General features: G+C 59.2%; 15 protein-coding genes and 1 pseudogene. 11 read left to right on the top strand and 5 right to left on the bottom strand.

Annotation, left to right across the window (positions count from 1 at the left end):
- Window positions 1-74: 74 nt before the first annotated feature.
- The 3 genes from LDH66_RS02815 to LDH66_RS02805 form a co-directional block, all read right to left on the bottom strand.
- On the bottom strand, window positions 75-395 hold the full coding sequence (locus LDH66_RS02815; protein ID WP_226479556.1) for a thioredoxin family protein: 321 nt from the start codon (window positions 393-395) through the stop codon (window positions 75-77).
- A gap of 8 nt (window positions 396-403) precedes the next feature.
- Window positions 404-991: a carboxymuconolactone decarboxylase family protein gene (locus LDH66_RS02810; protein WP_226479555.1), complete on the bottom strand. Its 588-nt coding sequence runs from the start codon at window positions 989-991 to the stop codon at window positions 404-406.
- Between the two features lie 453 nt (window positions 992-1444).
- Window positions 1445-2689, bottom strand: coding sequence for a DUF4397 domain-containing protein (locus tag LDH66_RS02805; protein ID WP_226479554.1), 1245 nt, complete (start codon window positions 2687-2689; stop codon window positions 1445-1447).
- A 1501-nt stretch (window positions 2690-4190) separates the two neighbouring features.
- Here LDH66_RS02805 and LDH66_RS02800 point away from each other — a divergent pair.
- The 7 genes from LDH66_RS02800 to LDH66_RS02770 all read left to right on the top strand — a co-directional run bounded on the left by LDH66_RS02800 (window position 4191) and on the right by LDH66_RS02770 (window position 11713).
- On the top strand, window positions 4191-4916 hold the full coding sequence (locus LDH66_RS02800; RefSeq protein ID WP_226479553.1) for a cupredoxin domain-containing protein: 726 nt from the start codon (window positions 4191-4193) through the stop codon (window positions 4914-4916).
- A 128-nt stretch (window positions 4917-5044) separates the two neighbouring features.
- Entirely contained in the window at window positions 5045-5776 is a 732-nt protein-coding gene (locus LDH66_RS02795) for a GNAT family N-acetyltransferase (protein ID WP_226479552.1), read from the top strand.
- 87 nt (window positions 5777-5863) lie between these two features.
- Entirely contained in the window at window positions 5864-7273 is a 1410-nt protein-coding gene (locus LDH66_RS02790; protein WP_226479551.1) for a DNA polymerase Y family protein, read from the top strand.
- 139 nt (window positions 7274-7412) lie between these two features.
- Window positions 7413-8711, top strand: a complete 1299-nt coding sequence (locus LDH66_RS02785) for a J domain-containing protein (RefSeq protein WP_226479550.1) — start codon at window positions 7413-7415, stop codon at window positions 8709-8711.
- Window positions 8712-8851: 140 nt separating this feature from the next.
- A complete protein-coding gene (locus LDH66_RS02780) occupies window positions 8852-9376 on the top strand; it encodes a helix-turn-helix domain-containing protein (protein WP_226479549.1) in 525 nt (174 codons plus the stop codon).
- Window positions 9377-9455: 79 nt separating this feature from the next.
- A complete protein-coding gene (locus LDH66_RS02775) occupies window positions 9456-10325 on the top strand; it encodes an alanine--tRNA ligase-related protein (protein ID WP_226479548.1) in 870 nt (289 codons plus the stop codon).
- A 149-nt stretch (window positions 10326-10474) separates the two neighbouring features.
- Window positions 10475-11713: a mandelate racemase/muconate lactonizing enzyme family protein gene (locus LDH66_RS02770; RefSeq protein WP_226479547.1), complete on the top strand. Its 1239-nt coding sequence runs from the start codon at window positions 10475-10477 to the stop codon at window positions 11711-11713.
- A gap of 270 nt (window positions 11714-11983) precedes the next feature.
- On the opposite strand, the gene LDH66_RS02765 is transcribed toward LDH66_RS02770, so the two are convergent.
- Window positions 11984-12352, bottom strand: a complete 369-nt coding sequence (locus LDH66_RS02765; RefSeq protein WP_226479546.1) for a DUF7344 domain-containing protein — start codon at window positions 12350-12352, stop codon at window positions 11984-11986.
- 136 nt (window positions 12353-12488) lie between these two features.
- The gene (locus LDH66_RS02760) at window positions 12489-12977 is read right to left on the bottom strand and encodes an Lrp/AsnC family transcriptional regulator (RefSeq protein ID WP_226479545.1); all 489 of its coding nucleotides are present in this window, start codon (window positions 12975-12977) and stop codon (window positions 12489-12491) included.
- Window positions 12978-13080: 103 nt separating this feature from the next.
- Between LDH66_RS02760 and LDH66_RS02755 the strand changes: the two are divergent.
- The 4 genes and pseudogenes from LDH66_RS02755 (at window position 13081) to LDH66_RS02740 (ending at window position 14717) form a co-directional block, all read left to right on the top strand.
- Window positions 13081-13731, top strand: a pseudogene (locus LDH66_RS02755) (helix-turn-helix domain-containing protein).
- A gap of 78 nt (window positions 13732-13809) precedes the next feature.
- Complete coding sequence (gene ddfA / locus LDH66_RS02750; RefSeq protein ID WP_226479544.1) at window positions 13810-14151, top strand: DdfA family disk-determining factor; 342 nt, start codon at window positions 13810-13812, stop codon at window positions 14149-14151.
- Between the two features lie 14 nt (window positions 14152-14165).
- Window positions 14166-14426 carry a DUF7344 domain-containing protein gene (locus tag LDH66_RS02745; RefSeq protein WP_226479543.1) on the top strand — a complete coding sequence of 87 codons (261 nt, stop codon included), beginning with the start codon at window positions 14166-14168 and terminating at the stop codon, window positions 14424-14426.
- 42 nt (window positions 14427-14468) lie between these two features.
- Window positions 14469-14717 carry a hypothetical protein gene (locus LDH66_RS02740; RefSeq protein ID WP_226479542.1) on the top strand — a complete coding sequence of 83 codons (249 nt, stop codon included), beginning with the start codon at window positions 14469-14471 and terminating at the stop codon, window positions 14715-14717.
- Window positions 14718-15144 lie beyond the last annotated feature (427 nt).

Below are 15144 nucleotides of genomic sequence, written 5' to 3'. Positions count from 1 at the left end.
CCCGATGAGTAGAGTAAATTGATTAGTATATAAGATAAAATAGTATTAGTGGAGAGGGTATACTAAAGCAAAATTTATATATGGCGATCCACTCTCTTTTTGAAGTCCAGATACGGGACCTTCCCTGCGAAGATCTCGACCGGTTCACCGTGTTCGAATAAAATTAATGTCGGGATGGTTTCAACGCCGAATTCGTTCATAATAGTCTCATTGGTATCCGTGTCTATTCTTGCGACCACGAGAGCCGGAAATTCATCGGCTAACTCCTCGAGCATTGAATCGAGAACCTGACAGGGACCACACCACTCTGCCCAAAAGTAGAGTAACACGAGTCGCTCGTTCTCGACCAGAGACTCGTAGCTGCTTTCGTCGATATGGACGATGAGCACCAGCATAACTGGACTCACGAACCCGAATTGCGCAGTATTTCCTGGGGATGATCAAGGGGAGACTCGAGTTCGGTAGAATTCAGACTTCCTTCCCCGGTGTTCATTACCATTCTGCTGGTACAGTCATCCCCGAGAGTGAAGAGTGCGTTCGCGAACACCAGTTCGACGATTTCGGGGTCGGTGAACTCCTCACGGAGGTCGTTCTCGGTGTCGTTCGGATCGTCGACCATCTTTTCAGCCGATCGGACGCCGAGCACTTCACGTCGGGCGAGTTCACGTTCGTTGATCCCGGCGAAGACACGGTCCTCCTTCGAAGTAACCCTGTCTCGAACGGAGTTCGTTCGCACCAATAGGTAGTGCGTGCAGCGATTGATCTCTCCGGTCTTGAGCTGCAGTAACCTGAGAAGTTCTGGGTCGATACGTCCGCCTTCCCGGATCGCTTCGAAGGCTGGGACGATCGAGTCGAACAGCTGGGGTCGGCGCGCGGCACCCCCCCTCATCACCGGGTCCATCCACAATCCCTCTTCAGCTCCCCGGAGTATTGCCGTCACTTTTTGATCGGTTGATTCCGCCGCTTTGACCGGTGACATTCTCGAGACCATGGTACCCCCGATCTGAGTGTACGATATGATATATTAAATAGGTATGTTGCCGCTGGCGTGATTAGTCGCTATTCGGGGGATAGTAAGTGTGAGGACCAATCTCTGGCATTTCGATGTGAGGCGTGAATACCGCAGCATCCTGACAATAGGAAAACATTTATGATAGATCATGATACTCTTCCCGTTGTGATGCCTCCGGAGTGTCGTTTCTCTGCTTGCGGCCTCAGTGAGTCGCCCACTGTCTCTCTGAACACCCTTGCCGAGTCGCCGTCTTGGGCAACTCCTCGCGAATTCAACCGACTCAGTGAGAATATCTCCAACGACGCTTCGCCCGCGCGGATAGAAATTATCAGAATATCTATCTGGTTCTCGTTTTCGATCACGAAGTTGTACTGCAGTCTCTCAGTGAGATCCCAGGCGCGTGAACTACCAGAGAGTACGTCCCGAGACGGTTCATGAATTGCCTTCGATCTCGTTTTCGGCTGCCTCGGAATTAGCGACCTCGTCGATCTCATCGATAGCGGTCGTCACCTGCTCGAGTGTCATATTGAGGATTGCAGCGACTTCGTCTACGTCCGCATCTTCGACGTCTCGAACGTCCTCTTCGAGGAGGTCCTGTACGTCGTCGATAGCGTCTTCGGTATCATCCTGTGCATCGTCAGCAGCGTCCAATGCGATCTCGGCCTCGTCGCTGAGAGTCGCGTTGCTCGCATTTTCGACTCCCGATTCGAGGTCGAGTCGTGCACGTTCCATCTCTCCGAGATCGTCCTCGACGTCGTCGAACGCGGCCGCCCTGTCCTCGGTTTCGTTCGCCTGACCTGCATCTTCTATGGAGTCTCTCACGTCTTCTGTCGCGTCCTCAACGTCCGTTACGGCGTCAGCCACGGCGATCATCGGGCTCGTCGTGTTGGTATTTTCCTCATTCGGTTCCGCGTCTGCTGAATCGGTCACTGGGTCGTCTCCGTTCGTCTCGAGTCGAGCATCCTGGAACAGACCGACGTTCAGCGGCGCGTCGATCGGTGCTGCCTCGGGGTTCAGGTATCCGACAGCGGCTATCGAGTGAACCGTCCCGTTATCGAGCGAAACGTTGACGCGATCGAGTACTTCACCGGAGTCGTTGTCCGCTTCCTGACGTATCTCGAGTGGGATATCGGCGGCCGGAAGCGCGACGTAGTCACTATCTTCGCGGAAGCTCACGTTATTTGCGACTGTTATATTCGTTTCTGCAACCGTGATATCCACTGCGGGCATATCCGGTGACGCATGCACGAACCGAACTGACGCATCGGTTTCGCTCGGCGGAGCGAACTCGTCACGGAGGAGTAGCGGTTCGAACTGTACCGTCTCGTTCTCTGTGACGTTCGCAACTGCGAGGAACGTGTACGTCGTGTTCGGTTCGAGAGTCTGGCTGACTTCTAATTCCTCACCGGTTTCGTTGATCGTTATCTCGAATTCCTGCTCTTCGGGCTCGACGACTTCGTAATCGGAGACCTCACCGAAGCTTAGATTTCGGGCTATCGACTCGGAATCGACCGTCACCGTCATAGCCGGGAAGACCGGTGACAAGTGAGCAATTCGGACACGAGACGCGTTCGTCTCCTCGAACTCCTCGTCGTTCTGGAGTGTCGCCGTTTCGGCTTCGATCGACTCCTCCGTTCCCTTCCGGTCGGTAAGCGCCCCGTCGTCCACTGCTGTCACTGCCTCATCGTCGGCCGCTGCTCCAGTTGCCGGAGTCACACCCACAGTACTGATACTTATCAAAAGCAGCGACACCAGCCCGCTACTGAGTAGTGATTGCCATTTCATCTCACGGTACGGTGTAGAGGCGTCAGTATAAATCGCGGCCACCGTTTAGTAGCAACAGTGTGAAATCAGATGAAGCTGGATAAAGGGATCGAACTGCGGAATTCAATAGAGAGATACTGCCAAACCGATTCAGCGAAGGTCTGAAAATGAGGCGGGTGGCATTCTATATATCACGCCAGAACTCTTCTGCCACACTAGCTCTCACAGCAGTATCAAATCAAATTTCGTGGAGCGTGAATCGGTACCGTGAGAGGGACGATTAAATATCCTGCCCCATCTACGTAACTACCAAATTCAGATATTGTCCCTTTTTATGTAATTTCTGGACCGAGAGAGTACGATCGACGACCTCTCATCGGGTGCAAAAGCCGCTCCCTAGCCAACAGCCAGGAAACGACTGGATCTCAGTGTGCTCGACGAGCTAGTGAGTTATCTCGACGGTTCGCACTACGAACTGTACCCGTCGTCGGTCCCAAATAGACCGTTTCCCGCCATGATCGACACTATTCAGCGCGTACGATGCAGTCCTCGAGATATCACCAAAGCGAATTTAAAGAGAAATACCACGTCGAAGATGCCGTGTTTCTCACCGATGACGATAAACCACTAAACGGTGCTCGCTAGTGATACGGCCTCGGTTTCAGAGGCGAAACACATGGTAGGTGGGATCGTGTTGAAAGGGTGCTTAGAGATACAAGAAGATCAACTTCACTACTTTCAAACTACTTCAGCAACGCATACGTGGAAACAGCTGATGGGTGGTTGAGATCGATCACTTTCGCATGGAATTTGTCCATTTGAATACGAGGAACTAAATCGACTTGCTCCCGTTAGTAAGCAAAGTCAAGATTAGCTCTGGAAGTAGAACACACGAATACAGTTTTCATGCGATGTAACAGTATATAATTCGAAAAGGGTAGCTGGCTGCTCGTGTTCCGTTCTTTCAGAGGGGAATGACGGCGATGACCCGGATACGGCAGACGAAGGTTTCCACAGTTCACGTCAGCAACTGTCAAAATCAGCCACATCGAAATGGTCAACGAGACGGATTGATCCATTACATTCGATCGGTTCTCGCCGCGCCTCTAACACGGTCCGTCACGTGTACCAACTCTGGGAACTGCTGGCGGAAGTACAACTGAGTCCGACTCTCACTACGATACTGGCACGCACTCGTCCTAGTTCTACCACGAGACTCGAGTCGTCGATACTGCCGCTGTGTAGCACGGTTTCGTCCCGTAATTCTCTGTTTCCGACAGCGGGCGTTATGATCGAAAATGTACTATCGTACGAACGCATAACATTGTCTCAGAAGTGAAATCCGTACATAAAGAATGGATTGGTTGTGCAATGGTCTGCCACACCTAATCTCGAACGGAGGCAAACGGTGGCCATGGACCGCAGACAGGTTCTGAAAGCGGCCGGTGTGACGTCGACGATCCCCCTTACAGCCGGACTCGGCGCGGCAGACGGTGACGAGACCGCCGATGGGACGGAACGGCGAGCGTGTCCGCAGCCGAACTGCATCCATCCGGTGCTCGGCTATTCGGGTCTCGAGGGCGACGAGCAACTGCCGCGATCGCTCCGGCCCGATCACGCGGTCGAGTTGGAAATACGGCCGTCGGAGGGGCGACCGATTCCGGAGTTCTTCTTCGAGCCGACCGGACTCTTCGTCGAGCCCGGAGATGTCGTCCAGTTTCGGCTCGCGACGCCCGACCACACCGTCACCGCGTACCATGCACACCACGGTCGCCAGCGCCGCGTCCCAGAAGGTGTCCCGCCGTTCTCGTCGCCGGTGTTGGGGATGAACGCGTTCTGGCTGTACCGGTTCGACGAACCCGGCGTCTACGACGTGCTGTGTTCGCCTCACGAGATCTTCGGCATGGTGATGCGTATCGTCGTCGGGGAGCCGACGGTCGACTTCGGCCCGGAGGGGGTCGTCGAGACCGAGGGCGGCGAGGTCGAACTCCGGCCGCCGGAGCTCACCGCCGAACTGGTGTACGCCGATCCGAACATGGAGCCGGCGACCATCGCAGAACGGGGGTCGATCAGCTGGGACGATCTCGCGGCCGAGAGCAAACGGCTCCTGGTCGAGTTCCCCGAGCCGCCGGCGGAGTGAGATCGCGCTCGGGCGCGTACTCCCGCCCGACCTACCGATCAGAACCGACTCGAGCCGGCGCTCCGCGAATGGCATGTCGTGCGATATCAATGGACAAGGAATAAGCGATGGCCTTCCGTACTGCGCGTATGGACGCGATAGAACGGCCGACGTTTGCGTCCGAGGCCAGCAGACGCATTTATGAGTACGTCGAACGGCACGGAACCGTCGAACGGCACAAGGTACTGGACATCGTGTCCCTCCCGGCCGAGGAGTTCCGAACGCGCCTCGAGGAGCTGAAATCGGACGGCTATCTCGAAGAGGACGGGGGGACCCTTCGGATCGCGCTCGAGTTCGGTGCCGTCGAGAAACACGAGTTAGGCGAGTTTACCGTGACGATTCGGCCGGCTCGACAGGCGGATTTCGACGGTCTCGTCGATACCATCCGGGACGTCACGGCCGAAGAGACGTACGTCGTCGCCGAGACGATCGCCGAACAACTGTTGTACGAAAACACCGTCACCAGACATAACGTAGTAGAGTCTCGGCGGTTCTTCGTCGCGACGGTCGACGGCGACGTCGTCGGCTGGACCCACCTCGATCTCCAGCAGGTCGATCCGGTGCGGGAGGTCGCCCAACAGACCGTCGGCGTCCGCGACGCCTATCGGGGCAACGGGATCGGGACCAAACTCCTGCAGCGAGGGGTCGAGTGGGCCGAAGCCAACGGCTACCGGAAGGTCTACAACAGCGTCCCCGTCGTCAACGATACCGCACTCGAGTTCCTGACCGTTCACGGCTGGGACACCGAGGCGATCCGCAGGGACCACTACACGATCGACGGCGAGTACGTCGACGAGGTGATGATGGCGTACGAGCTGTAGCCATCGCCGGAGAGAGTACCGTGCCGATCGGTCCCCGAAACGGGGCGCAACGTTCACGTCCGTTCGGACGAATCGATCGGTAGACGAATGACCGACGGGCCGCGACTGCCGGGCGTCGAGGGCGAGGACGACGAGGATCGAATCGTCTGCCACGTCGACGCCGATTGCTTCTACGCCGCCTGCGAGCGACTGCGCGAACCCGAGCTCCGAGGCGAACCCCTCGTCGTCGGGATGGGCTACGAGGAGGGAGAGACCAACGGCGCGGTCGCCACCGCCAGCTACGAGGCCCGCGAGTTCGGCGTCGAGAGCGCGCAGGCCATCTCGACTGCCCTCGAGCGACTCCCCAGGCGCGCCGCCTCCGAGAACGGCACGCCGGACGATAGCGACCTCGAGCGCGGGGCGCAGCGCGCCCCGGATGACTCGAGCAGTGCGAGGCGCGAACGAAGTGAGCGCCTCGATGAAGCGAGCGGGAAAGAACGACCCGCGAGCGAGTCGCCGCGGGAGCGCGAGGAAACCGGCTATTACCGACCCGTCGACATGGATTACTACGAGTCGGTCGCGGCCGACGTCCGAGAGATCCTCCACGACTGTGCCGACGCCGTCCGCGAGGTGAGCATCGACGAGGCCTACCTCGACGTGACCGAGCGGACCGCCTGGGAGGTCGCGGACGGCTTCGCCCGTCACATTAGGGATCGGATCCGCCGGGAAGTCGGCGTCACCGTCAGCGTCGGCGTCGCGCCGACGATGAGCACGGCCAAGATCGCCAGCGACTTCGACAAACCCGACGGGCTCACCGTCGTCGAGCCCGGCGAAATACGGGAGTTTCTCGCACCGCTCGCAGTCGACCTGCTCCACGGCGTCGGCCCCGTCACTGCCCGCGAACTTCGCGAGATGGGCCTCCAGACGGCGGGCGATGTCGCCGCGGCCGATCCGGAACCGCTGGTCGAGCGCTTCGGGGAACGCGGTCGAGAGCTCTACGACCGCGCGCGCGGCGAGGACGACCGCCGCGTCGAGCCGAAGGGCGACCCGAAGAGCTTCTCTCGAGAGTCGGCGTTCGCCGAGCCCGTCGAGGACCCGGATCCGAAGTACGAACTGATCGAGACGCTCGCGGCGGCCGTCGCCGACCGCGCGCAGCGAGAGGGCGCGCTGTACCGGACCATCGGCGTCAAGGCCGTCACGCCACCGTACGACGTCAACACGCGCGAGCGGTCGCTGCCGGGACCGATCGACGACCCCGACCTCGTCGATCGCATCGCTCGCGATCTCTTCACCGAGTTTGAAGGCGAGCCCGTCCGCAAACTCGGCGTCAGGATCGCCAACCTCGAGTTCGCGGCCGCCGATCAGGCGAGCCTCGAGAGCTGGGAGCGGGACGCGGACGGTGCCGGAACCCGGAGCGACGAGGCGTCTCCCGACGACGAATCGGCGTCGGACGCGGGCCCCGACTCCGCTCGCGGGAGTCCGTCGGCCGGTCAGTCGTCGCTTGCGGATTTCTCGTGAGCGGCGGTGTGTCACCGTCGCCGGCCGACCCGCCGCGGTCCTCGAGCCATCAAAAGCACTTCCCGAACCGGAAAGAACACTGAAATTATAACCCCTCCCGGACAATCCCTCTAGCAGACCACACCGCCCGCATGACCACATGACAGAAGATTTTTACGACCTTCTCGAGATCCCGCCCGACGCCCCGCAGGACGAGATCAAGGACGCCTATCGCGAACAGGTCCGCGTCTACCATCCCGATCTGAACGACGACGACCGCGCACAGGCGCAGTTCACCGCGGTGCAGACGGCCTACGATATCCTCGGCGATCCGGTCGAACGGCAGGCCTACGATCGACTCGGCCACGAAGACTACGTCGCGAAGCGAACCAGCGGACTGCCCTCTCCCGACGTCTGGAAGAGCGACGACGATGACGACGACTCGAGCGGCACGGAACTGAGCTATTCGGAATCGGAGACGGCCTCTGCGTCGACGTCGACCGCGTCGGCAGCCGGCGGCGCTACAGCGTCCGGATCGACCGCCGGCGGTCGATCGTCGGCGACGAGCGGGTCGGCGTCCGCGACCGGAACGTCGGCCTCGGCCGGGGCCGCGAACGGGACCTCGAGCGCGAGCGGGACCGGCACCGGAACCGGGTCGCGGTCCGGAGGGAACGGCGCGGGAGCGAGTCACCGAACGGACAGTACCAACACCGGGACGGCCGGTGAAACCGGTCAGTCCAGCCGGGCCGCGACCGGGTCCGAGTCGGCGTCGGACGGCGGGTTCGGGAACCCACTCGCGCGCTGGTGGCGGCGACAGAACTTCTCCCTGCCGCTGCTCTGGCTGTCGGTGCTCGTCTACGCCGGCGGACTCGCCCACTTCGGGCTCGAGAACGCCGCTTCCCTCGAATCGCTCTGGACCGAACTGCGCGCGACCGGTGCCGATCCGACTGGGATCCGGACCCTGCTCACGGAGAGCCGCCACGGACTCGAGACGACGGTCGCGTTCGTCCGGGGCGTCGAATTCGTGACGCCGCCGCTCGAGCGACCGCTGTGGTACGGCGCGCTGGCGGGCGTCGTCGCGCTCGCGCTCCTCTCGCTGCTCGTCGTCCGGATCGTCAGCCGGGAGACCACCTTGGGCCCGCTGACGATCGACGAGACGATCGTCGTCGCGCTCGCGGTGACGGCCACGACGACGCTCGTCGGCGGCCCGCTGCTGGCGGGCGCGGTGCTCATGCCGCTGCTGTTCGGCGTCGTCGTCCGCCACACTAGGCGCGGGCGGGGCTGGACGCCATCGTACCTCTACGTGCTCCCCGTCCTCGCCCCGCTCGTCGGCTTCGGGGCCGCGGCGGCCGGCTATACGTCGCTTCCCGTCGACCTCGCCGCGTTCGTGTTCCTCCCGTTGCTCGGCGGACTGGGACTCCCGCTGCGGGCGACGATCATGAAACATTTCGGTCGGTGAGTCCGGACCGCTCTCCGCAATGGGCTCGAGTCCTCTCTCACGACGGTGGGAACACATACCGAACGACAGAGCCCAGTCGGTACTCCGCGGGACACACGCGGTACCGAACAGTTGAAATGCGACAGATGCCAAACGCTCGCATGGCCAAATACTCGACCGGTTCGTCCGGCGGTGGTGGCGGGACGAACTGCGAACTCTGCGGTGCCGAGAGCGATTCGCTCACGCTCGCCTCGGTCGCCGGAGCCGAACTCGAGGTCTGCCCGGACTGTGCGCCACACGACGATTCCGAGGCACACGACGGGGACCGGAACCGGAATCGAAGCGGACAGGATGCGGGTTCGGACGACGGACCGAGCCGTACGCAGAAGGCGGCCCAGAACGTCGCGAAGGCGAACCCGGTCTGGGACGGCGACTCCGAACACTGGGAGAGCGAGGGGACCAACTACGACGACGATCCACTCCCGTATCTCGTCTCGGACTACGGGGACGCACTCGTCGAGGCGCGCCAAGAGGCGGGCCTCCAGCGCGAGGAACTCGCCGACGAACTCGGCGCACCGGCGAAAGACGTCCTCGCCGTCGAGCAGGGTCGCGCGACCCAGGCCGGCGTCGGCGGCGGTCTGATCGAGGCCCTCGAGGAGCGCCTCGACGTGACCCTCGCGGAGTAGGCGGTCGGCGGCCGATTTCTATCCGTCGATGACAGTCTCGGCGAGCAGACTTTTAACCGCAGCAGACTGATTCCAACTGATGACCGGCCAACGGGCGGCAGCGGAGCCGTACGCGACGCGGTTCGAGACGGAAGTGACGTCGATCGACGGCAGACGGGTCTGGCTCGAGCGCAGTCACTTCTACGGAGCGAACGGCGGGCAGCCGGCCGATCGCGGGACGATCGCCGATATCGAGGTGAGCGACGTCCGACTGGTCGACGGCGAACAGGTCCACGTGCTGGCCGCGGAGCCGTCGTTCAGACCGGGCCATCGCGTCCTGTGTTCGGTCGACTGGTCCTTTCGAATGTACTGTATGCGGGCCCACACCGCCGGCCACGTTCTCCTCGGGGCCGCGCGGCGATCCCTCGAGGACGCGACCGATGCCGGCCTCGAGATCGGCCCGGAGACGGTCCGGATCGACCTCGAGACGACGGCAACCGTCGACGACGAGACGCTGATCGAACTCGACGAGACGGTTACCCGCGTCGTCTGGGAGTCGCGACCGGTCTCGTGGGACGACGCGCCGATCGCGGCGGCGCGCGAGCGCGAAGCGGTGGCGTTCGATGCCGAGATCCACGCTGGTGCAGTCGAGACGGGACGAGTTCGACTCGTCACGATCGAGGGCGAGAACGACCGACGGAGCGGGTCCCGGTTCGTCGGTGCGAACGGCACGGCGGACCCATGGGACGTGTCGGCCTGTGGCGGGACTCACGTTCGCAACACTCGGGAGATCGGCCCCGTCACGGTGCTCGGCAGTTCGAGCCCCGCCGAGGACGTGACTCGGATCGAGTTCGCCGTCGGCCCACAGGCGATCGATCGACGAACGGCCGAGAAGCGGGCCGCGTTCGCCGCGACCGCGGCGTCGAACGTCGATCTCGAGGACGTTCCGAACGAACTCGAGCGGACGTGACGACGGCAGTCAGCGGTTCTCACTCGAGATGGATACCGCCATTCGCAAGCAGTGGGTTCATTCCTCTCGGTTTCTAGTCATTGATCAGATTCCGGAGTCCGTTCCGCGAAGGTAGAAACTATTACTATCTTCGGAGTGAATATCCATCCATGGGAGTCGACTACTCACAGTTGCACGATCCGAACGCCGAGTACACGATGCGGGATCTCTCATCGGAGACGATGGGCGTCACGCGGGAGCGCGGCGGCGGCCGAGACGTCGAGATCACAGACATCCAGACGACGATGGTCGACGGGAACTTCCCGTGGACGCTCGTCCGGATCTACACGGACGCGGGAATCGTCGGTACCGGCGAGGCCTACTGGGGTGCCGGCGCGCCGGAACTGATCGAACGGATGACGCCGTTCCTCCAGGGGGAGAACCCGCTGGACATCGACCGACTGACCGAGCACCTCGTTCAGAAGATGTCCGGCGAGGGCTCGATCGGCGGCGTCACGGTCACCGCCATCTCCGGCATCGAGGTCGCGCTCCACGACCTCGCCGGCAAGATCCTCGAGGTTCCGGCCTACCAGCTGCTCGGCGGCAAGTACCGCGACGAGATGCGAGTGTACTGTGACTGCCACACCGAGGAGGAAGCCGATCCGATCGCCTGCGCCGACGAGGCCGAACGGGTCGTCGAGGAACTGGGGTACGACGCCCTGAAATTCGACCTCGACGTCCCCAGCGGCCACGAGAAGGATCGCGCGAACCGACACCTTCGCGAGCCCGAAATCGACCACAAGGTTTCGATCGTCGAAGCGGTCACCGAACGGGTCGGCTCCCGAGCCGACGTCGCCTTCGACTGTCACTGGACCTTCTCCGGTGGGAGTGCAAAACGTCTCGCGAAACGCCTGGAAGACTACGACGTCTGGTGGCTCGAGGACCCCGTCCCGCCGGAGAACCACGACGTCCAGCGAGAGGTCACGCAGTCGACGTCGACGCCGATCACCGTCGGCGAGAATGTCTACCGGAAGCACGGCCAGCGCCGCCTGCTCGAGGAGCAGGCAGTCGACATGATCGCACCGGACATGCCCAAGGTCGGCGGCATGCGCGAGACGCGGAAGATCGCCGATCTCGCGGACATGTACTACGTGCCGGTCGCGATGCACAACGTTGCCTCGCCAGTCGCGACGGTCGCCAGCGCCCACGTCGGTGCGGCGGTCCCGAACTCGCTGGCCGTCGAGTACCACTCCTACGAACTCGGCTGGTGGGAGGACCTCGTCGAGGAAGATGTCATCGAGGACGGCTACATCGAGATTCCCGAGAAACCGGGCCTCGGCGTGACGCTCGATATGGACGTCGTCGAGGAGCACATGGTTGAGGGCGACGAACTGTTTGACGAGGCGTAAGCCGACGTCAAGCCAGCAAATCTCTGATTTGCATTGTTCGACGAAGCTCACGGAGCGTTGTTCCGGGTTGTTCGACCCGGCATAACAGTATTGGTAATACGATTTCTTCAGGGTTAGTTAGGAAACTCACGTTCAGTACAGGTGAAGGTGTTACCGGAACGACCATCTATCTCTCTGAGAGATATCAGAAGCGCCTTGTTAGATACAGAGCATAAGTTCGGCACGACATCGTCGTTTGTTTCACGTTGAATCCGGTGGTGGACTACCGGCTCAAGTTTCAGACGCGCAAGAAAGGAAGGACTCCATCTGTTCAAGCTTTTCTGTCGGTTCCACGATCATCCGATCTTGATCGTAAGTGACGATGTCAGCCTCGGCCAGTTTCGGGATGTGGACGTGATGGAGCGACACCATCGTTTGTTTGGCTTGCTCGTCGTCAAGTTCCGTTATCTCGGTGCTGTGTTCCCGTTCGACGATCTCATTACGGAGATCCCGGAGAGTCAATGTCCGATCTTGTGCGAGGAGCAAATCGAGGACTGCACGACGGTGGCGTTGAGAAAGCAACGTGAAGATCACATCGTGTGACAGACCGTCCGAACGGGAACTCGAGCTGTCTTGCTCAGTTGGGAAATCCGTACTCACATATACAGGAAAGGGCCGTATGGAAAAGCACATTACGGGCACCTCCGCACGAGATGTTGGGGTTTCAACAGCGTATCGCGGAAAGCACTCTGACTTCAACAGTTGGCCTCATCCGATCGAAGACCAGTGGTGAGAACTACTCTTCGTCCTCGTCGGTGCTGGGTGCCGGGCCGAAATGATTGAACGGTTGGACGTGTTCTTCCTTCACAATCTCCGTATTCACGATTTCGAGGCCAAAATCCGTTATTTTCCCGGTTACGGTATCTACTGCATCGGAATCTTCGGCGATAGCCTCGATGTGAAGGTTGTTCGCCCCAGTCAACCTCTCGCGGACAGTGACCGTACCGACGATTTTCAACGCTTCTCCGGCGAGTTCCGCACGTTCGTCAGGCGGTACCCGACAAATGATAAAGATGTGGAGTTGGTAGTTCGCTGCCTCGTAGTCGATGTGCGGGTGGTATCCTTCGATCACATCCGCATCCTCCAACCGCTCGATTCGGTTGCGGATAGTGCTAGCGGAGACACCTGCCTCCTCGCCCATCTCTTCGGCGGTAGTCGTGCGTGCGTCCTCCTGAAGCTCGTGAAGGATTGAGCGATCGACCTCATCGAGTTCAAGCCCAATCATAGAGCCGTTAGATTCGTTCGACCGAAGAGAGTTTTCCCTGTGCAATACTTGGCCGGTAAAGAGTCAACGAGCAACTCAAAGGGCCGCATCGCTATTCGTGTCTATGGCCATAGAAGCCTCATTCACCATCGACCAGGAAGACTTCCCGCTGAGTGCCGTTTTCAATCAATTGGCCGATGCCACTATCGAACTGGATCGAATTGTTCCCACGAGCGAGGCTATAATCCCCTACTTCTGGATTTATGCCGAGGACACCAGCGACCTCACAACCGATTTGAGTGACGATATCGGGATTGACCAGTTGAAGATAATTGATGAAGTGGAGGAGCAGATGTTTGTCCGGATTGAGTGGAACCTCAATCATGAGAGTGTTCTCACGGCGATCACCAATACAGAGGTCAATCCCCTTTCCGGGATAGGAGACGCAGAAAAGTGGACATTTGAAATCCGCGCCGATGAACAACAAGAAGTATCTGACTTTCAGACATACTGTTGAGAAAATAATATTCCTCTCGAACTTACCCAGCTTCATGCACTCTCATCGCTCAAATCGGATCGAGAGTACGATCTGACAGATGGACAACGAACAGCATTGGTATTAGCGTATTCTCGCGGATACTTCGATTCACCACGAGATGCGACGCAGGACGATCTCGCAGAGGAGCTTGAGATCACCAGGCAGACGGTCTCATCGCGGTTACAGCGCGGCATTCGACGGCTTGTGGCGAGCACGTTGATAACGTCTCAAGAATGACCAGCACAAACGCTGCTTAAATACGTATTGCGGGAGCAATATCCATCGTCATCCCCATAGAAGCCGTCTATTCTGGTGATGGAATCCTCTAAAGAAGCAATTCGCACTGTCGAAATCGTTGACTCGATAAACATTGTTGAGTTCGTCGTTGAGGAGGAACGCTTTCGTGCAGAGTACAACAGCAGTCGGGACCAACCGAGTCTAGCAGTCGTTGCAGCGGTCGCCGCTGTTGCTGGCAGTGATCCCGACGAATTGTCCCCGCTCCATTCCGTGATTGATACGGGCGCGCTTAATGACCTGTTCGCTACCACAGCCAACGGCGGACAGAGAGATGGCCGCCTCTCATTTTCGTACGAGGGATTTGATGTGACCGTATTCAGCGAGGGAGTCATCGAGGCCGAACCGACGGAGAATACGTAGTTGGAATCATAGTTATGAGTAGACAATCGTCTGAGAGGAGTAAGGAGTTTTTGACTGTGCTTCGAGAGCAAAAAGGTCGAATACTATCTGCATTATTAGAGGATGGAACTATTCCTGCAACCCCGATTCTCTGGGATGATGAAACCCTCTCCTGTGAGGAGTACGTCACCCTCGTCTACGAACTTCATCACGTCCACCTCCCCGAATTGAAAGCTGACGGGTTTGTTGAGTTTGATCGCCACAGGGATGAGGTAAGAAGGGGTGAGCGGTTTTGACGGTTTGTAACTCGGATGATTCTATAGATAGGGCTGGTTCGTATGGGTAACTCGGACGATCTACCGGGCTCCGAGTCGGATCAAGTAGTCGAACGGGACGAAACCTACGAACATGACAACTTCGGTCTCGTCGAAGTGACTGGGATATGGCGGGGAATTCAGCAAGTTGATTCAGCACGTCACACCGATCAAAGGGACGTCATCATCATTCGGTACTCGACGGAAAAGGACGGCGAACAGGTAGACGAACTTACGGAACCGCTCAATGAGTTCATCGAAGCCACGGAATGAGAACACGATCTCAGGTATGCTTGTTCGTAAAGTAGAGGAGTTGGTGTAATCAATCGGGAACTGTCTTAACTCCCTGTCAAATTTAAGTAGTCTGGCGGAGTGGAGGATTCTTAACATATGGGGAAGATCGAAATCTTCTCGCTATCTGTGACCGATGTGGAAACGCATATGCGGCTATGACCACTGACGATGGAGAAATACTCCCGATTGGGGCTCGAAATGGTTGCAGACGCGGCGGGACATCGTTCTCCCACGTGGACAAAGAAGATTTTGACGAAGCTACTGACGGTGACTGACCAGTAAGCATATGATGTTGCTGGATTGACTCGATTCCAGGAACCGCATCGTCGATAGCGACGGCGACCGCAAGTCCGCCGAGCTCTAACTATGGTGTACTACTACACCACAAATTTATTCCCCGGGCCGA

Source organism: Natrinema amylolyticum (assembly GCF_020515625.1).
In the GTDB taxonomy this organism is placed as follows: domain Archaea; phylum Halobacteriota; class Halobacteria; order Halobacteriales; family Natrialbaceae; genus Natrinema; species Natrinema amylolyticum.
This window is presented reverse-complemented; position numbering and strand designations above follow the sequence as displayed.